Raw genomic sequence first — 19126 nt, 5'->3', positions numbered from 1 at the left:
TAACCCTTCAACAAGAATTCAACTATGAAGGTGCAACATAATGTTAAAAAATAAAACCGGTCAACAACTTCATGAACAATATAAAAAAGGAATAAAACGTGATAAACGTAGTGTCTTTATCTGGCAGTTAACCATACTAGTGCTCCTTTTTGGTTTGTGGCAATTAGCAAGCAGCTTATTATGGATCGACCCTTTATTATTTAGTTCACCGTCTAAAATTATCACTCAAATCATCGACAAGTTTGCAGACGGAAGTTTTTTTGTTCATTTACAGGCAACCGTTGTCGAAACGATTATCGGATTCGTTCTTGGAACATTACTGGGTGTCATTCTTGCAACTGTTCTCTGGACTTCCTCCAAATTATCAAAAATAACAGATCCCTATCTTGTTGTCGCAAATGCAATGCCAAAAGTCGCATTAGGTCCAATTATTATTGTGGCGCTTGGTCCCGGTTATACGGCAATCATTGCCATGGGTGCACTCATATCAGTTGTAATAACCACGCTAGTTGTTTATTCGGCATTCAGGGAAGTGGATCCAAATTATGTCAACGTATTAAAAAGCTTTGGCGCCTCGCGCTTTCAATGCTTTCGCGAAGCAGTGTTTCCCGCAACGCTACCAACTATTATTTCTACATTAAAGGTAAACGTTGGTTTATCCTGGGTTGGAATCATTGTAGGTGAATTCTTAGTATCGAAGCAAGGACTTGGCTACTTGATTATCTATGGATTCCAAGTATTTGACTTTACGCTGGTAATGTCCAGCCTGCTTCTGATTGCCATTTGCGCAGCTATTATGTACAAATTTGTTGAAAAAATGGAGCACGTACTGATGAAGCATAATAAGTAGAAAAACAACGTCTGCTACATTTGGTAGGAGACGTTGTTTTATGATCGATATTCCCGCATTATTTTTTTCATGCAGTGTGTTAAAACATCATCTTTCATAATAAAGCTGTACTTCGAATTGTTTTGAACATTATCGGGTACTGCTTCCAATAAAACCGGTCCAAACGTCTCAAAGTATGTAGGCTGATCAATCAGTTCATCTATAATTGCATAATAAACATTTTTAATCACTGTACCACCCTTGCCTGAAACGTGATACTGACCAACATAATTTAGTTGTCCAACAGCACCACCGGTTTCTTCCATTACTTCACGTATTGCAGCTTGTTCAGCGGTTTCACCTTCCTCTACTTTACCACCAGGGAATTCAATACCTCTGTCTTTGTGTCTGGTTAACAACCATTTATCCCGATAATTACAAATTACCCATACGTGCTTTGGTTCTTTTGAAAAAAAATGATCTTTAAATGTTAGTTTTACCACATTATTATAATAATCCCTAAACGTATTCATTATTTCAGCTGCCTTTATCCCCAAAAGTTTGTTTCTTATTATCTATAGTATATTCCTTTTAAGCAGCTGGTATAAACTACTTTGGTGAAATCATAAACGCTTATCCGATAACACACCCATTGCTTCAATATGTTCTTTAGTTTGATCATCACCTAAATCATAAAGCATTTCGAATGCCCCAGTCATTCCGCCATCATAATCATGGTTTGATTTATCATTATGATAGGACATGATGGGAACATGGGCTCGGAAAAACGCACGGAAATTTGCCTGGTCCATGTCATTAAACTTTTCCCGGAGTAATAATACCTCTTCATCCGTCGCATTTATGGTGAAATCCTGATTATTGCCATATTCTATTTGTGAAATTTCCTGTGTACCAATATTAACATAAAACTTCTTCTTTTCCATAATGCACCTCCTACCATTAATTTGGCTAAAAATACTGGAAGCATGTATGGAAAGAAAACTTTTTTAGAAAATCTTGGCTTGTCGCCAAGAACTAATGGCGAAAGACTTAGATTTTTTTATACTCTTAAAGTGTAAATAAAAACTGGCATAGACATATCTGTTGATATATTTATGCCAGTCAATTTATTCTTCTAAACAGTTTGTTTTGTAAGTTCTTGTGCGCGATTTGCGAAAATACAGCGCCCTTTTCCATGAGGAATGCACATTGGGGTACCAAACATTGGATCAAATGTCACATCACATTTCATTTCAAAAACATCATGAACCAAATGACAATTAATGATTTCTTCCGGTTTACCTTGTGCATAAACCTGTTTATCCTTGATTGCCACAACATGGTGTGCGTAACGACAAGCTAAATTCAAGTCATGTAATACCATAACAACTGTGCGACCATCTTTTTCATTTAATTCAAACAATAGATCAAGCACATCAATTTGGTGCGTCATATCTAAATATGTTGTAGGTTCATCCAGCAAAATAGTATCTGTTTCCTGCGCAAGCGTCATTGCAATCCATGCCCGCTGACGCTGTCCGCCAGATAATGAGTCAACAGACCGCTCCTTCAATTCGAGCATATTAGTTGATTCCAGCGCCTTATGTACAGCACTTTCATCGTCCTTCGACCATTGCTTTAAAAAACCGCGATATGGATGACGTCCCTGCTTTACTAATTCCATAACTGTCAGTCCTTCAGGTGTAACAGGACTTTGCGGCAAAATTGAAAGCTTCTTAGCTACTTCTTTTGTACCCATTTTAGCGATATCCTCACCATCTAAAACAACATCGCCGCCTTTTGGCTTCAATAACCTTGCTAATGAACGAAGTAATGTCGACTTTCCGCAGCCATTTCCACCAATAAATACTGTGATTTCACCCTTAGGTATTTCTATATCTAAATCGTCAATGATTATATCTTCACCGTAACCAAGCGTTAAGTCATTTGCTTTTAATGTTTGCATTGGAATCACTCCCCTACATCTTACCTGAAAGAATTCTCAGATGTATGTATTTCTTTCCCAACAAAAATTTACCGTACTTATAGTTTATTTGCTTTTCATCAATTAGTCAATGACTTTGATAATCTTTATCAATTAGATTTTACCATTATGTGAAAATTGATCTTGTCCAGTAGTCATGGAAAAGACGCCTCAATCACACGGGGCGTCCCCTTTAAGGAATTAGTTTATACAGCTCATTTCGCAACAGCTTATTTGAAGCATTACGTGGTAATTCATTGATAAAATATATCTGTTTTGGAATTTTAAAAGCCGCTACATTCTCAGCTGCATACTGTCGTATAGCTGCTTCAGAAATAGGTGGTCCATCCAAAATGATAAACGCTGCTGGTACTTGTCCCCATTTAGCGTCCTCTATCCCGGTAACACCAACTTCCTTGACACCATTCATACTCGAAAGAACACTCTCTATTTCTGATGGATAAATATTTTCACCACCAGATATAATCAAATCATTGCGCCTCTCTACTACATAAAGAAACCCTTCTCCATCAAGCCGGCCTAAATCACCGGTTGACAACCAACCTTCTTTTAATGCTTTTGTGGTAGCATATTGATTTTTGTAGTAACCCCTTGTAACCATCGGTCCTTTGACAACAATCTCGCCAACTCCCCCTTGATCAGCATCCATTATCGTTAATTGTGCTGGAAATAGAGGCTTCCCGGCTGATCCAAGTTTACGCAGGGCATCATTTGGGCTTAGTGTCACTATTTGCGATGATGTTTCAGTCATGCCATAAGACTGAAAAACAGGGATTTGTTTGGCCTTGGACAATTCAAGCAATCCCTTGGGAGCCGGTCCACCACCAAGCAGCATGCAGCGAAATGCTTTTGGATATTCCCCTTCACCTAGAAAATCAACCAGTTGCTGAAGCATTACGGTGACGACGGAAGCAATTGTCACATTACACTTCATTATAGCGTAATGAACCTTTTGAACATTAAACTTTTCCATTAAATAAACCGGCATGCCATAGATAACACTTTTTAATAATAGAGATAATCCGCCAATATGAAATAATGGCAAGGCCGCTAACCATTTATCATCAGCATGGATTCCAATGTTTAGAGCAGAGCCCGTTGCACTCCACCAATGGTTCCCATATGTATGGACAACACCTTTTGGGTTACCCGTTGTACCCGAGGTATACATGATTGTAAATGCGTCTTCCAAGTCAATCTCAGATGCCAGTTGATGCGACGTTTCTTCTGTCTTCGTAACAAAAGAATAAGGGGTAACTTTGGTACTAAGGTTCATATCACGTAAATGGTCTTCAAGATCATCTTTTACTAGAATCTGTGCTACATCAGCATCTTCTATTTGAAAAGCTAGTTCTTTTTTTGTTAAGCGGACATTAAATAATACGGCAACTGCATGTAGATAGCTCAACGCATGAATAGCAATCACCATTCCTTTACAATTAGTTGAAAATATACCTACCTTAGCACCTTCCACTACACCTTGATTAGCTAGCTTTCTTGCGAATGCTTGACTTTGTTCCATTAACTCGTAAAATGTGAACCTTGATCCATCCTCCAGTTCAAGAGCGGTTGCATGCGGGGAAAGACTTGCCTGTTTGGTTAACCAGTGTGGAATGTTTTCACTCATAACAATGTTCCTCCATAAAAATAATTAGCAAAAAAATAACCTGGGACATAACTAACCTGTTTTGTATTAATTTTACCTTTTTCATGGTCTGCGTCAGCCCAAGGAGACTCATCAGCTTCCCACGGTATGCGGTGCCAAAAAGTAATGGCGAACGCCAAGTTTTCTAATACTTTATACCGATAAAGATTTCTTAAAGCGCAAGAAAAATATCCGAACTAGTACAAAATCTAATGAAAGAATTTTGAATCATAGATCGGATTTCTCCCTAGGTAAAACACTTTTGTCCCAGCCTTTTAAATATTGTCAGCTGTGGCTCCTGGGGGTAGCAATGTAAGCAATGGTCACTTCGAACATGAAAACCGGTGCTCTACGGCCGCCCGTTTCACGTTCCCCCAACCAGTACTTTCGCTATACCGTCAGAATAAATGACTTCCCTGTACTTTCTTGCTTCTTCCTATTGAACACGCGTGATTTTCCTCATTCTGTGTACATAGTTGCATTTTGTCTAAAAAACTCACTTACTATTTTACCAAAAAAATCGGATTGTTCCATATGAATTGCATGACCTGCTTTCTCCACAATGATCAGATTACCTTCTGGAAACAGGTCTCGCATGGCTTTATTCAATTTGATGAATTTTAAATCCCATTCACCGGCGATTAATAAAACAGGGATTTGTAATGTTGAAAGACATTGCCAATAAGATGGCTGCACACCATTACCCATATGCGCCAAAGACATGGCAAGCCCTTCCTTATGCTGGGATAAACGCTCTTCTCTAATAGACTTGCGGACAGCCTCAGGTAATTGTTTTTGTGAATCAAAAAGCGGAATGTTCTCCCAGTTATTAACAAATGATTCTATTCCTTCAACCATAATTTTTTGTGCTAGGGTCAAATCATTTCTTTTTCTTTCCGTACGCTCTTTTTTAGATTCAAGGCCTGCCGAAGCACTTTCTAACACAAGGGATTGAACCATGTCAGGGTATGCAATTGCAAATGACAATGCCGTTCTCCCACCCATGGAATAGCCAAGCATGTGAACCATATTAATAGCCAGTACTTGTAAAAGGGTTTTTATATCACTGCAGCAATCATCCATAGATTTTGGCTGATCAACCTTTGTCTTACCATGCCCTGGCAGGTCAATAGTTATGACTTGATAGTTATGCTCCAATAATGAAACAAGCTTTGACCAGGTAGCAGAACTCCCCGTAAACCCGTGGAGAAGCATTACTTTGTCACCTTGTCCGCTAATTTCATACCAGTAAGCCGATTCATTAATTGTACAGTACATAAGATCACTCGCCTTTTAACAGCTCTGCTTCAATTTTCATCCACTGCTCACGGTGCCATTCCATATTGCTAGTCCGATCTGTTCTTATTTCAACAACAGATAATCCTTCATATTGATAACTCGCAAACAATGCATTTTCCATATCTTTTTCATTTGTCACCACCTGGTGTTGTCCGCCATACATGTTAATCGCATGTGAAAAATCAAGACCATGCGGGGTTCCAAATAATAATTCAAATTGATTCTTTTGTTGCTGCTGCGGTAGGAAAGAAAAAATACCGCCACCATCATTATTGACTAATACTATCGTCAAATTAATCGCATAATGTTTTGCAGCCAATAACCCATTCATATCATGGAAGAAAGATAGGTCACCTAACAATAAAGTTGTGGGCTTACCAGTTGCAGCGGCACCAAGGCCGCTTGATACCATCCCATCAATTCCATTTGCACCGCGGTTAGCTAAAATAGATATATGTTTTGGTGTAGTCATAAAAAATGTATCCAAATCGCGTACTGCCATGCTATTTCCTACATAAAGAGTACTTTCATCTGGAATAACTTCCATCAGATACTTTACTGCCGAACCCTCTGTCACTGCTCCATGATGGGAGGCATTCATTAAATGCTTTTTCGCGACTTGATTCATTTTCTGCCAATTCTCCAGCCATTTAACGTCGAAGTCTGGCTCAATATCCATTGCCAAAAGGTCTTCACAGAGTAGTTTGGAATCAGCATAGATAAATTCAGTCTTGTTTCCAGCCGGTTCTCTGTAGCCCGCATGTTCTTCAACAATGTACTGCTCAACATTAGCGTGGTCTTTCACGAAAAAAAGATAAGGCTTTGAAACAGGCATCGCCCCAAAGCGAATAATAAAGTCCGGTTTCATTTCTTTTCTTATTGTTTCACTTCGTAAAAAAGCGTCATACCCTTCAATCACCACGTCCTTATGATGCTGGCCAGCCCTTACCTGTGATAAAGGATCAGCCAACACCGGCAACTGCCATTTCGAAGCTAATGATGTCACAGCCTCAGCAAATTCCCCGTTGATTTGCGGTCCGCAAACAATTAATCCACGTTTTTTCTGATTTAAATGATCCGTTAGCACAGCTAATTGTTCTTGATCAATACGTTTTCTACCATCAACCGCTGAAAGTTGCTTAGAATGATTGTAACTCCCCCATAAATTCTCAAGCGAAAAATCCGGAATCAATGGTTCACGAAATGGCAGATTTAAATGAACTGGCCCGGCATTCCCCTCGCTTGCTGTGTGAACAGCCCTTGACGCCTTATTTCGTGCGTAGTCAAGTATCTTTTGATCATTATCTGGCAATGACATTTCATGAAACCATTTGACATAGTTTCCGTATAATTTTAGTTGATCAATCGATTGTGGTGCTCCAACATCTCGCAATTCGTGTGGACGATCTGCTGTTAAAACAACTAGTGGAACCCTGCTTGCAAATGCCTCAACAATCGCTGGGAAATAATTAGCTGCCGCAGTTCCAGATGTACAAATAATTGCAATTGGCCTCTTTAATTGCTTGGCCATCCCTAATGCAAAAAAAGCAGCTGAACGCTCATCAATTACAATCCATTGCTTCATCTCTGGATGCTCCATGACAGTCATGGCAAGTGGCGTCGATCTGGACCCTGGTGAGATAACTACCTCCTTAAGACCGCTCTTTGCCAATTCATCAATAAAATTTGCGGTATACCGTGTTAAAGCTTCTGTGTGATCCATATTTATCCCCCTAAGACCGACAGCATTGGTACTAATTTAATATTGGTTTCTTCATATTCTGCTTCTGGGTCAGAATCTTTTACTACCCCGCACCCAGCAAATAATGATGCTGTATCACCTTTTATCAGGCCAGAACGAATCGCAACAGCAAACTCACTGTTGTTATTGTGATCTATCCAGCCTACTGGAGCACCGTACCAGCCTCTGTCCAGCAGCTCATGCTCACGGATAAATTGCAGTGATGCCTGTCTTGGAACACCACCAAGCGCTGGTGTGGGATGTAGCTTTCCAATAATATCAAAAATACTTACATCCTGCCTTACTGTTGCCGTAACAGGTGTGTACAAATGCTGCAGGTTTTTCAATGGATAGATAATTGGTTCATTTGGAACTTCTATATTAGCACTATAAGGGCGAATTGCTTGTTTGATCATTTTCACCACAAAATCATGTTCACTGCGATTTTTTTCATCATTGTACAACTGGTTAGCAAATGCCTCATCCTCTTCCGGCGTTTGACCTCTTGGTGCAGTTCCAGCAAGACAAGTAGACAACAGTTTTTCATTTTGGATTTTTATCAGTCGTTCAGGAGTAGCACCAACGAAACAATCCTCTCCATGTTCAAAAGCAAACACAAAACTATTTGTTTGCGTCGCTAACAGGTCATCCAGGACAGCAGTAATTTCTGCCTTCTTGTTTAATTTAATCTGTACCTCTCTTGACAGGACTATTTTTTCAAGATTGCTTGTCTTGATTTGATTGGTTGCCTCAACAACTGTTTCTTTCCATTTTTCTGGAGCTATTTCATATTTATCAGCAATTTTCGTTTTTATCGGCATTTTTTCCGACTGCTTTAACAATACATGACGACTTTCATTGATTTCTTTTGCAAGCATACTAACCTGATCATGGCTTGATATCTGAACGTTTATTGTAAAATAATAGGTTTCCTTATATTTCGTCAGCGTGTAAGCAGGAACAATAAACGCACTTTCGGAAAAGTTCTCCCATAATGATGTACGTTCTTTTTTAGGGTCAAATGACATCCCACCCATTACAACCAAACCTGTTCCTGGCTGTTGAAACGGATCATGTATGATTGCTTCTTGTTTTATTCTGTTCCATTGTTCATCTGTTTCCTGAAAGCGATTATCTGTCGCTTCAATTTCATACGTATTCCCAACACCAACCATCAAGAAATCTTCTGCAGTACTGCACCAGAAGGTCCGATTTACCTGTAATTGCTTTGCTGCTTCAAAAAAATGAAGCGGATTAACCGTGTCAATTTTTTCTGTAATACTGACTAATTGTATATGATTAGTACTTAATGTTTTATTTTTGGCATGATTAAGCGTTGATTCAATAATTTCTTCCTTTGTTTCAATCATTTATATAAACCTCCGTCTTGCGGTACACTTGTGCATACACTATTCTATTTTATTCTCTTTTTCCCGGTTTCTCAAGAAAAGGAACCATTTTTCATCATTATCGCAGCATTTGTCGATTGACACCCTATGGCGAATTGCCTAAACTTAATGTGATATTGCACTAATTTTGAGGAGAGAACAAAGATGGAAATCAAACAAGCTTTAAATGAAAAACCCGGATTTCAAATATGGTGGCGATTACTGCGCCCGCATACGCTTACCGCATCGTTTATACCAGTATTTGTCGGCACAATGTTTGCCCTTAATGAAGGGTCTTTTCATATTTTATTATTTTTAGCCATGATGATAGCATCCATTCTTATTCAATCGGCTACAAATATGTTTAATGAGTACTTTGACTTTACGCGTGGCCTCGATAACGAAGAGTCTGTCGGTATCGGCGGGACAATTGTTCGTGATGGTATTGCACCAAAAACTGTCCTGCGTCTGGCACTAACATTTTTTGGTATCGCTGCACTGCTTGGTGTGTACATTTGCCTGGAGTCAACTTTTTGGATAGCCGTGATTGGTTTAATTTGTATGTTATTCGGATATTTATATACTGGAGGGCCATATCCAATCGCATATACACCGTTAGGCGAAATCTTTTCCGGCTTTTTCATGGGAACCGTTATTATCGGAATCAGTTATTACATTCAAACCGCACATATTACATTAGAAATTATTTGGATTTCTATTCCAATCGCCATTTTCATTGGTTGTATCATGCTATCTAATAATATTCGTGACCTGGATGGCGATAAATTAAACGGACGAAAAACGGTTGCTATTCTGCTGGGTCGAAAAAATGCGGTAACTTTGCTAGGCATTTTATTTATTATTTCATATGCATTGACGCTTTATTACATCGTTGTTGATCTACTTCCATTATGGTCATTGGTGGTATTTTTCAGCGGTAAAATCGCAGTGGAAGTAATCCAGAAGTTCAAAGGAAAAACAAAACCAATTGAAATGATGCCAGCAATGGTGTTAACTGGTAAAACAAATACAATCTACGGTTTATTAATGGGTGTTTCCCTTTTATTAAATAAACTGTTTTAGGGGTGATGATGGTTGGATTTCACAAATACGTTAATGGAAACATTAGGAATTGAAACACAATCTGCAGATAAAGATTTGATCGTTATGACAATGCCTGTAGATCATCGTACCAAACAGCCTGCCGGTTTTTTGCACGGTGGTGCAAGTGTAGCGCTTGCTGAATCGGCGGCAAGTATCGGTGCCACTATGAATGTTGACCCGGACGCCTATAGCGTGTTTGGTTTGGAAATTAATGCCAATCATATTAAAAGTAAACGTGAGGGTACGGTTACAGCAAAAGCGAGACCCGTACATGTCGGTAAATCAACCATGGTGTACGAAGTCAGGATAACTAACGAAAATGAAACGCTCATCTGCTTATCCCGGTGTACCATCGGTGTTGTACCGAATAAGTAATTTTAGTTCTGAAAGGAGAATTCCATGTTGAGTGCAAAAAGGTTAGAACACTTTAAGAACAGATTACTAGATATGAAACATGATCTAGAAGACCAATTAGAACAAGATGGTCATCAAGGTCCAAACGAGTCAGCGAGCGAATTAGCTGATTATGATAACCACCCCGCAGATATGGGAACAGAACAATTTGAACAAGAGCGGGATGCCGGCATGAAGCAGGAAAAAAGAGACCAGCTGAAGGAAATAAATGATGCACTGGAACGAATGGAAAACGGCACGTACGGTGTGAGTGAAATTTCCGGAAAGCCAATTCCAGAAGAACGCCTTGAAGCCGAACCAACCGCAACTATTTTAGTTGAAGAAGCATAAAAAGAATTAGTAAAGCGGAATCGCCCGTTTAGCGATCTATTTGCTGGGCGCTTGCGCTAGACATATTTTCATTTGTACTTTCTAATCTTTTAGAAAAGGGGCTGGGACATAACTAAAATGTTTGACTCAAAGACGAACAATCACAGGATAGACAGTTTAAAACGTTAATTTCTCAATAGTCGGATCTAATTCGCTGTTGATAAAAATAGCGACATAACTAAAAATCATGTTTGATGGTCCAGCGACCGCTGCGGAAAAACACTGCGCTTTCCGTGGGCAGCTGATGAGCCTCCTCGAGCTTACGCTCTCCGGGGTCTCATCGAGGCTTCTGCTCCCACAGGAGTCTCCGCGTTTTTCCTCCGCTAATATGTACTTGGCAACAGTATTACATGGTTTATCCCCTATCACGATAGTGTCTTACGCTCCAGACAGTTAATTCCTGCGTGAATAGCCCCAGTCGGAAGACCTGCTTCGTAAAGTGATAGGCACTGAAAAGTGGTGGATTTTAATATTAGCTTTTGACCTTCACCTAGCATCTTGAATATACGGAGACTCCTGCGGGAAGTGAGAGATCGGCGAGACCCCGGAGGACGGCAGTCCGAGGAGACTCGACACTCGCCCGCGGAAAGCGCAGTATATTCAAGATGCGATGATAGATCCACCTATTTTGTACTACATTTTACCTTTTTCAGTGGCCTCATCTTTGCTACCCTAGCAGGCTCAGCGCGAGCCCACGGAAAGCCCGTAGCGGTGGACTTACACTCTTATAGTTACGTCGTAGTTTATGGATAATTCTCTGTAAGGTTTACAAAAACAGCCAAGAAAAATATCCGAACTAATCCAAATTCTAATTAAAGAATTTGGAATCATAGTTCGGATTTCTCCATGACTGAATCACTTTTGTCTCAGCCTCTTTTTGTTAGTCATTTTTATGTTGTTTTTGGTATTCGGTTTCGTCTACATCATCGGTTTCGATACGTGGTTCGGCAAGTGCCGCTTTAACGCCCCAGTAATAAAAGATGAGCGCGCCAATTGCTGTTACAACCGTATCCCATGGGGCAGGGAGAATATGATCCTCCATGGGACCATAACTTCCGATATACGACATGACCATCAAATAGATGTAATACCCGATTAACCACCATGCCGAATTAAAATGGCTTTTCACTTTATCTTTTGTAAATGATTTATTTTGATATGCAAAAATCAGATATAAAATGAGTGACACGACAATTATTGGAATAAGGAACGAGATAACCTTCCATTGACTCCAGTAAACAACCAATGTCGCAGCGATAAATGCTAATGGCGTTAAAAAGTGTGCTGCCTTTAACAAAAATGGCCGTTGTAAATCAGGCTTCTGATAACGCAGCGCCATTAACGATACAGGACCAACCACAAATGTTAACGCTTTAGCTGAAGTACTCGCGTCAACTAAATCTTCCCACGCCTGAAAACGTGAAGGAGTCATCCAGACGATTGCCAGGAATAATGTTAACCATAATGCTGCCCGCGGCAAGCCTGTTTTAGGATCAACTTTTTGAAATACCTTAAAGAAATAGCCGTTTTTCGCCCAAGCGAACAATGAACGTGCTGTTGCAGAAAAATAAATATTACCAGTAGCCGATGGAGAAATAACAGCGTCTATTAAGACTAGGTTTGCTAACCATACAAGTCCCATCGCTGCAGCCAAATCAGCCCATGGTGAATCAAAGTGAAGTGCACTCCAGCCACCATTTGCTAACATGTCCGCCGGTACCGCACCTATATAAGCGATTTGCAATAGCATGTAAATAATCAGGCCGATGACCACTGAGATAAGGATAGATAACGGAATTCCTCTTTCCGGATTTTTCGCTTCACCGGCAAATTCAATCGGTTGACGGAAACCGTTAAAGGCAAAAACAATCCCTGCCCCAGTTACTGCTGCAAAAATGCCCTTTGCACCGCCTGGATCTGCTCCTTGCATTAGTTCAAAATTAGATGGATCCATGTGCATAAAGAGCGCTGTAATAATAATTAATGGTACAATGAATTTGAATACAGTAAGAATTGTATTCGCCTTTCCAAAGAAGTTTACACTCCAATAATTCAATAGGAAAAAGACTAGAATTAAACCGATCTGGACTGCAAATCCTCCCACTGTAGGTGAGCCATCCGTGTTCCCCAAACCATCAAACCAATATTCTAAATAACCTCTTACGGCCTGTGCTTCAATACTTACAACCGCAGAGTAGGCCAACATCGAAATGAATCCAATCAGAAATCCCACAACAGAACCATGTGTGAAGTCAGGGTAACGAACAAATCCTCCTGTAACAGGCATTGCGGCTCCTAATTCGGAGTAAACCATGCCAATCAATAAGATAATTGCCGCTCCAATCACCCAGGAAATCCATGCATATGGCCCTGCGTACTCAGAAGCAGTTGCTGCTGCATAAAGCCAGCCGGATCCTATAATGGAACCGATTCCAAGAAAGGTTAAATCAAGCGTACTTAATTGCCGTTTAAATTTACCATTTCCATTTTTTTGTGCCATAGTAATCACCTCTTCTATTTTTGTGTTAATAATCAATCAATTTGAATTGCAAGCGATGTATCAAAAGCGATTAACTATGTCCTACTTGAAAAACCACTAGTTAGTATACCAAAAACAAAAATAAATAACATCCCTGACTATATTCCTAAGCTTAGGAATATTTTCACCGTAAAAAAGCACCCCCTTTTTTGATTAGTACAATCAATCGAGGGGGTACGGTAATTCAATATTTTATATGAAATTTGTTCTCTTTTGTTCAATCCATCTGTGCATTTTAATAAATAGAGGAACAAATAACATTCCAATAATTACTCCTTTAATAACGCTGAATGGTAATACTCCCGCAAATACTGCAACTGATTTTGCAGTGCTTTCTGCCATTCCAGGAGCCCCGATAAACCATGCATACGCTGGCAATATCACAAAATAGTTCAATATACTCATACCAGCTGCCATAATGATGGTACCAGTTACCAATCCGGAAACAATACTTTTCACACCTTTATATTTATGATAAAGCATAGCGACTGGAACGATAAACAAGACACCGGCTAAAAAGTTGGCAGCAACACCTATTGGATCGCCTGCTCCGGAAACAACCAAGTATAAAAGGTTCTTAATTGCCTCCACCAGGACCCCGGCAAGCGGTGAGAAAATTAACGCAGCAATAAGTGCGGGAACCTCACTGAAATCGATTTTTAGATATGGCGGTAAAAATGGGATTGGAAAGTTCAAGAAAAATAATAATAGCGATATTGTCCCCAGTAGTGCCAGAATAATTAATTTAACTAAACGCGATGATTGTTGCATCATCAATCTCCTCCTTCATCTGTGTATCAATCCTATATCTCGTGATGAAGGATAAGCCTGTTTTCCTGTAGAAAAACTATACATACAATAAAAATCCCCAAAACCTTTTACGGCTTCAGGGATTATAATCACAGGAAAATAAAGATGCTTTTGCATCTGTTTCAGCTTTATAATCTTCTCCCATCCAGACTTTAACTGTCGGTCCCGGATTTCCACCAGGTCAGCCGCAATGCATATGCATTGCGGGTCACGGACTCAGAACAATATCTGTTCAACACCGTCGGTCGGGAATCACACCCTGCCCCGAAGATAGAATCGATATATCATTGTTACTGTTATTATACATAGTTCATCACATTTTGAAAAGTATTTAGTTTTGGAATAGGGTGGGACATAAACGTTTTATCAAAAAAGGAATCCAAATATACCCGAAAATGGTGCATGTAACTGCTCCGGTTATTAACAGCATTTTTCGTATTTTGAGATACACCTTTACGTTATGTCCCAGCCACATTCATTCGCCAAGATTGATAAAGAGTTTCCCTTTAGCTATTTTCCGTGTTTCATTGTGAAAGCTATCGACAGCTTTCACCTCGATTACAGCGCCATCTGCTTTAACACCGCTTGGGACCGTCCAATATCCAACATAATGTCCATCTGATTGTTCCATCATCGGTAATTCCGTCGCATTAGCAATCTGAAGACCCATGTCTGTAAGTGGCATATGCACAAAAAATGTACCTCTTAAGCCAGGTTCACTATCGAATTCAATCTTTACACTCTGACCTGTTTTCAAATTCTTATCCTCTGTTGGTGTTACATTTTCGACTACAGGTTTATTAAATTTAACATTAATTGCAACGCTTTTACTCTCCGCGTTACCTGCTAAGTCCCGAGCGACTACCTCAATTTTATTTTCACCCTTATCAAGCAGGATTCGTTTTGAATAACTTCCACCTGACACATTGGCTTTTCGATCATTCACCTTTACATAATCAAGGTTAGCATCGGACACGGTTCCTTCAACTGTCACTGTTTCCCTATTTATTTTATCCCCATCGCGCGGGCTGTTAATCATAAGCTTCGGCTTTTCTGTGTCCAGCGTCACTGTTACCGGAGCGGATTCACCAGTCTGTGCTTCATCAAGCAGTGATACTGCTTTTAACATATTTTCTCCTTCCGATAATTCAATCGGAATAGTAAATTTTCCATTGCCGCCTACATCAGCGGTGCCAGCTGACTCCCCATTATTTACTAGTTGAACAGTAGTTGTCGGGGAACTTGTTCCTTCAATTAATATGTTTGAATTTGTTGTTGTTAGATCGTCTGCAGGTGAAGTGATAACTGGAACGTCGACCTGATAACTTACCCGTGCACGAATCATCGTGTTTCCCTCATTCTCCGGGGTTCTGGACCATGACCCATCAATGTACCGATAGCTTCGCTCAGCATTAAAACCATTTTCATCTGTCGCTAAACCGGGGGCATTTGGGTCTGGTGCTGTTTGGATATAGACCATATAGAAGTCACTATTAACCGTAATAGCATACTTTTTTAAATCAACTACGGTCCAATCGCCATTACGTAGTGCTTCTGCATCAAATGGTCCGGCAATTTTTTTACCCGGCTGTCCATCCGTACCAGAGGCATCCCACACTTCAACCGCAAATTCCTTTCCACCAGGGACAGGCCATTCCAAATCCCAGAAACGGAAAATGCCCTCCGTTACAATTGCAGAATCTTTACCCGTTGGAAGTGACATTTTTACTGCCCAACCATTACCCGCTTCATAGAATGAATGAGCATTCTCAGCTGTTCCATCATCATAACCAATTTCCCCGCCGGGATAGGTGTAGAACGGCTCTAGCTCTATATTTAATTCTTGGTCACTATCAATTCTAATTTCCATTTCCTTACTATCGTAATTCCGTGCTAATATTTTTAATGTGTAGGTGCCTTCATACGCTGTAAGAGAGTAATTACCGTTTTCATCCGACTTAACAGGTGAAATATTCGCATCCTCGACAAGGAAAAGTGTTGCACCTTCAATCAATTGACCCGTCTCCTCGTCAGTAATTGTTCCATGTATTGTCGCTTGCGGGAGTTCAGTCAATGTAAAATCCGCTTGGCCAATTCCATCTTTCTCAATCGTGACAGTTTGTTGTTGCGATTGATATCCATACGTTGATGCTTGTACGGTAAATTCCCCTGCCGCATGTGACAATGAATAGGTACCGTTTGCAGGATCCGTCATTACGGTACGTCCGCTTTCCAGTACACTTACTTGTGCCTGCATAGGTAGTAAGGTTGGATTAATACCATTCTCTTGCACAGAAGGCTCGGTTATCTCAGGTCGCTTCGGCCGTATTGTATCAGGGTTTATTTTTTTCTTACCATTGATTTCTAGGTAACCCCTGTTGATTCCAGAGGAAATATGGTTTTCTTTTCCTTGTTTACCTTTAATTTTCCCTATAGTTCCTTCACCAGCTATGGACGTATCAGAAATAGCCACATCATCAATATACAACCCTTGTTTTGTTACTGTGGAATCGGATGTTAAGTTAAATCCAATATAAATTTTTTGCCCGCTGTAATCAGACAGGTCTACTTCTGCCTGTTCCCAATCAGTAGTCGTTCCTTTCATTTCCAGAACCTGTGTCCATTCCTCTTGATCTGTCGAGATAAAAACATGGGCAAAATCATAAAAATTTCCGGACTGATATGATTCCAGTTCATGCCATTTTTGGAACTGTAAAAAGGCCCCCTCTTCCGGTAATATAACTGGAGGCATTACGAGAGTTGCGTTTTCATCTGTTTCATAATCACCATCCAAGTTTGTTGCATACACTTTTTCACCAGACACCGCACCTTCCGGACCAGTTGTAGGAACACCCCATTCCCAGTTATTGTTTTCACCGAAAGATGTCCATCCAATCGGTGTAGCTTCGAAGTCCTCCGAATATCCTATTGAAATACCTTCTTTCACTTGTACAACATAACCATCGGTAATAACTTCATTATCACCAAAATCAGTTAACATCCACTTATATTTTAAGGAGGAACCCTTTATTTGCTCTCCCGGGATTGTTACAGCATATTCACCAGATTTATAGTCACCAGATGCACGGAGGGCTTCAGCTGTTTGCCAGTCCCCATCTTCCACTTGATACATTAGAATGACGGATGAAACACTAATATTGTCTGTTACGTGAATCGACAAATCTAAATCCAAACCTGCATAGGTTAACGTTGCTGCATTATGTTCAAACGCAGGCTCTTCCGTATCTTCCCCGTGTTTTGTAACCTGGCCTTTCAAGGTTCCAAGACCAGTTATTATAGAGGAGACAGCCGCATGTGCGTTGACAAGTCCGTACCCATATCCATTATTGGGTGCCTCGTTATATTCTTCATTCGTCATAGGAATTGCTGTCGATACTAAAATTTCTTCTAACTCATTAACTGTTAAGCTAGCATCTACTTGATGCAATAATGCCACGACTCCGGAAATAGCGGGAGCGGCCATCGATGTTCCATTCCAACCACCTTCATATCCACCACCCGGCACGGATGAACGAATATTTACCCCGGGGGCTGAGATATCCGGTTTAATTTCTTCATATGGTGATGGGCCTCTTAACGAAAACTCAGCTAGTCCATCGTTGATATCTGTTGCCCCAGCAGCAAATGATTCCGGATAGTTCGCAGGATTTGCAATCGATCTTGGACCACCTGGATTAACCCTTGTTGTATTTCCTGCCGAAAACTCTGGGAAAATATTAGCAGCTCGCCAGTTTTTCACGACATCCCGATACCACTCATCCAGTCCCGGTCCACCACCCCAGGAGTTGTTAACAATATCCGGTGCCAGATCGACACGAGTATTCCCCTCTAAATCTGTCGGCGCTAAGACCCATTCGGCGGCGGCCAATAAGTCCGCATCGGTTCCACCATCAGCTGTAAATGCCTTGACGGCGATAAATTTTGCACCCGGTGCTACTCCAATTTGATTAGATCCATCAGGCTCACCGCCAACCATTGTTCCAATCGTGTGTGTTCCGTGACCTATTTCATCGTAAGGTTCTGTCTCTCCTGCCGTAGCATCAAACCAACTAAAATCATGATTCACTTCGCCGGTTGCTTGGTCGTAGCCACGATATTTTCTCTTTAATGCAGGATGTTCCCACTGAACACCTGTATCAATACTGGCGATAACTGTTCCCGTTCCATCAATCCCCATTTCCCATACATGAGGTGCCCCAATATGATTAACGTTCCATTCAACATTATCAACTTCTGCCTGAGGCGATTTTGTTTCTTTTGTCTTGGTTGCATATAGTTGCCGTGTCTCATTTGGCAGAACCTTTTCGACTTCTTCAAATGATGCGACCTTCTGCGCAACCTCTTTTGTACTCGTAACGGCTATTCCGTTCACGATATAATACGATCTTATATCCCCTGCATTACCTTTTTCCACTTCATTTTCCAAGAACTGTTTAACACTTTTCTGAGATTTAAGTGAGGTTGCTTTTAATTCCGAAACAACCGCTGATCGCTGGATAAGCTCCAATTTCTGTGCTGTTAAGTTTGCTGATGCAGCACTCTTTCTTGCATCCTTTGCAATTTTCTTGGTGTTCGCTTTTTCTTTAAATTTTATTAAAAAAGTTATCTTTTCATTTTCCTTAAAATCCTCTAGCAACCGATCACTTAATTTGGCTTTAGCAAGAGATTGAGAGCTTTTCACTGACCGATACGCTCTATTATTTGTTTTAGCATTGCCGATCACTGGAGTTAGTAATGAAAATAGAATGAGCAATGAAGCGGCAATACTAAATAATCTGATTCGGGACCGTCTGTTTATTTTCAATTCCTCTCCTCCTCACATAGTTATATGAAAAGACGTTGCTGTTACGTCGCAGCAGTTTATAGATTTTATGTCAAAAACAACAATCTTTTGGAAAACAGCCAATGAAAAGATTTTTCCGTTCTGGATAATAGATAGATAATCTTGCTTGTCGCAAAGAA

Annotated in this window: 14 protein-coding genes and 1 riboswitch; of the genes, 4 read left to right on the top strand and 10 right to left on the bottom strand. The window is 40.3% G+C overall.

The window, feature by feature from the left end; genetic code table 11:
- Positions 1-40: 40 nt before the first annotated feature.
- Positions 41-850, top strand: a complete 810-nt coding sequence (locus CFK37_RS12435) for an ABC transporter permease (RefSeq protein WP_089062156.1) — start codon at positions 41-43, stop codon at positions 848-850.
- A 38-nt stretch (positions 851-888) separates the two neighbouring features.
- Here the strand turns inward: CFK37_RS12435 and ytkD are convergent, their stop codons facing one another.
- From ytkD to CFK37_RS12400, 7 genes are all read right to left on the bottom strand, one after another.
- Entirely contained in the window at positions 889-1362 is a 474-nt protein-coding gene (ytkD, locus tag CFK37_RS12430; RefSeq protein ID WP_089062155.1) for an RNA deprotection pyrophosphohydrolase, read from the bottom strand.
- Positions 1363-1452: 90 nt separating this feature from the next.
- Positions 1453-1773 (bottom strand): hydrolase, encoded by a 321-nt coding sequence (locus CFK37_RS12425; protein ID WP_089062154.1) that lies wholly within the window; start codon positions 1771-1773, stop codon positions 1453-1455.
- Between the two features lie 191 nt (positions 1774-1964).
- Positions 1965-2795 (bottom strand): ABC transporter ATP-binding protein, encoded by an 831-nt coding sequence (locus tag CFK37_RS12420; RefSeq protein ID WP_089062153.1) that lies wholly within the window; start codon positions 2793-2795, stop codon positions 1965-1967.
- Between the two features lie 211 nt (positions 2796-3006).
- Positions 3007-4461 (bottom strand): o-succinylbenzoate--CoA ligase, encoded by a 1455-nt coding sequence (locus tag CFK37_RS12415; protein ID WP_089062152.1) that lies wholly within the window; start codon positions 4459-4461, stop codon positions 3007-3009.
- A 477-nt stretch (positions 4462-4938) separates the two neighbouring features.
- On the bottom strand, positions 4939-5757 hold the full coding sequence (gene menH / locus CFK37_RS12410) for a 2-succinyl-6-hydroxy-2,4-cyclohexadiene-1-carboxylate synthase (protein ID WP_089062151.1): 819 nt from the start codon (positions 5755-5757) through the stop codon (positions 4939-4941).
- Between the two features lie 4 nt (positions 5758-5761).
- Complete coding sequence (gene menD, locus CFK37_RS12405) at positions 5762-7501, bottom strand: 2-succinyl-5-enolpyruvyl-6-hydroxy-3-cyclohexene-1-carboxylic-acid synthase (protein WP_089062150.1); 1740 nt, start codon at positions 7499-7501, stop codon at positions 5762-5764.
- Positions 7502-7503: 2 nt separating this feature from the next.
- The gene (locus CFK37_RS12400; protein WP_089062149.1) at positions 7504-8889 is read right to left on the bottom strand and encodes an isochorismate synthase; all 1386 of its coding nucleotides are present in this window, start codon (positions 8887-8889) and stop codon (positions 7504-7506) included.
- Between the two features lie 183 nt (positions 8890-9072).
- Here CFK37_RS12400 and CFK37_RS12395 point away from each other — a divergent pair, with 183 nt between their 5' ends.
- The 3 genes from CFK37_RS12395 to CFK37_RS12385 are packed head-to-tail and all read left to right on the top strand — an operon-like array spanning position 9073 to position 10755.
- The gene (locus CFK37_RS12395; protein WP_089062148.1) at positions 9073-9990 is read left to right on the top strand and encodes a 1,4-dihydroxy-2-naphthoate polyprenyltransferase; all 918 of its coding nucleotides are present in this window, start codon (positions 9073-9075) and stop codon (positions 9988-9990) included.
- A 12-nt stretch (positions 9991-10002) separates the two neighbouring features.
- Positions 10003-10386 carry a hotdog fold thioesterase gene (locus CFK37_RS12390; RefSeq protein WP_089062147.1) on the top strand — a complete coding sequence of 128 codons (384 nt, stop codon included), beginning with the start codon at positions 10003-10005 and terminating at the stop codon, positions 10384-10386.
- Between the two features lie 24 nt (positions 10387-10410).
- The gene (locus CFK37_RS12385) at positions 10411-10755 is read left to right on the top strand and encodes a TraR/DksA C4-type zinc finger protein (RefSeq protein ID WP_089062146.1); all 345 of its coding nucleotides are present in this window, start codon (positions 10411-10413) and stop codon (positions 10753-10755) included.
- A gap of 919 nt (positions 10756-11674) precedes the next feature.
- Here the strand turns inward: CFK37_RS12385 and CFK37_RS12380 are convergent.
- The 3 genes from CFK37_RS12380 to CFK37_RS12370 all read right to left on the bottom strand — a co-directional run bounded on the left by CFK37_RS12380 (position 11675) and on the right by CFK37_RS12370 (position 18968).
- Entirely contained in the window at positions 11675-13294 is a 1620-nt protein-coding gene (locus CFK37_RS12380; protein WP_089062145.1) for an APC family permease, read from the bottom strand.
- 231 nt (positions 13295-13525) lie between these two features.
- Positions 13526-14104 carry an ECF transporter S component gene (locus CFK37_RS12375; RefSeq protein WP_089063650.1) on the bottom strand — a complete coding sequence of 193 codons (579 nt, stop codon included), beginning with the start codon at positions 14102-14104 and terminating at the stop codon, positions 13526-13528.
- Between the two features lie 168 nt (positions 14105-14272).
- Positions 14273-14419: riboswitch (FMN riboswitch) on the bottom strand.
- Between the two features lie 199 nt (positions 14420-14618).
- Entirely contained in the window at positions 14619-18968 is a 4350-nt protein-coding gene (locus tag CFK37_RS12370) for a S8 family peptidase (RefSeq protein ID WP_089062144.1), read from the bottom strand.
- Between the last annotated feature and the right edge of the window lie 158 nt (positions 18969-19126).

This window comes from Virgibacillus phasianinus (assembly GCF_002216775.1).
Classification (GTDB): Bacteria; Bacillota; Bacilli; order Bacillales; family Amphibacillaceae; genus Virgibacillus_F; species Virgibacillus_F phasianinus.
This window is presented reverse-complemented; position numbering and strand designations above follow the sequence as displayed.

Coding starts and splice junctions, on each gene's coding strand:
- menH (WP_089062151.1), bottom strand. CDS start 5,757: ATGTACTGTACAATTAATGAATCGGCTTACTGGTATGAAATTAGCGGA.
- menD (WP_089062150.1), bottom strand. CDS start 7,501: ATGGATCACACAGAAGCTTTAACACGGTATACCGCAAATTTTATTGAT.
- CFK37_RS12385 (WP_089062146.1), top strand. CDS start 10,411: ATGTTGAGTGCAAAAAGGTTAGAACACTTTAAGAACAGATTACTAGAT.
- ytkD (WP_089062155.1), bottom strand. CDS start 1,362: ATGAATACGTTTAGGGATTATTATAATAATGTGGTAAAACTAACATTT.
- CFK37_RS12375 (WP_089063650.1), bottom strand. CDS start 14,104: ATGCAACAATCATCGCGTTTAGTTAAATTAATTATTCTGGCACTACTG.
- CFK37_RS12420 (WP_089062153.1), bottom strand. CDS start 2,795: ATGCAAACATTAAAAGCAAATGACTTAACGCTTGGTTACGGTGAAGAT.
- CFK37_RS12395 (WP_089062148.1), top strand. CDS start 9,073: ATGGAAATCAAACAAGCTTTAAATGAAAAACCCGGATTTCAAATATGG.
- CFK37_RS12400 (WP_089062149.1), bottom strand. CDS start 8,889: ATGATTGAAACAAAGGAAGAAATTATTGAATCAACGCTTAATCATGCC.
- CFK37_RS12415 (WP_089062152.1), bottom strand. CDS start 4,461: ATGAGTGAAAACATTCCACACTGGTTAACCAAACAGGCAAGTCTTTCC.
- CFK37_RS12380 (WP_089062145.1), bottom strand. CDS start 13,294: ATGGCACAAAAAAATGGAAATGGTAAATTTAAACGGCAATTAAGTACG.
- CFK37_RS12435 (WP_089062156.1), top strand. CDS start 41: ATGTTAAAAAATAAAACCGGTCAACAACTTCATGAACAATATAAAAAA.
- CFK37_RS12425 (WP_089062154.1), bottom strand. CDS start 1,773: ATGGAAAAGAAGAAGTTTTATGTTAATATTGGTACACAGGAAATTTCA.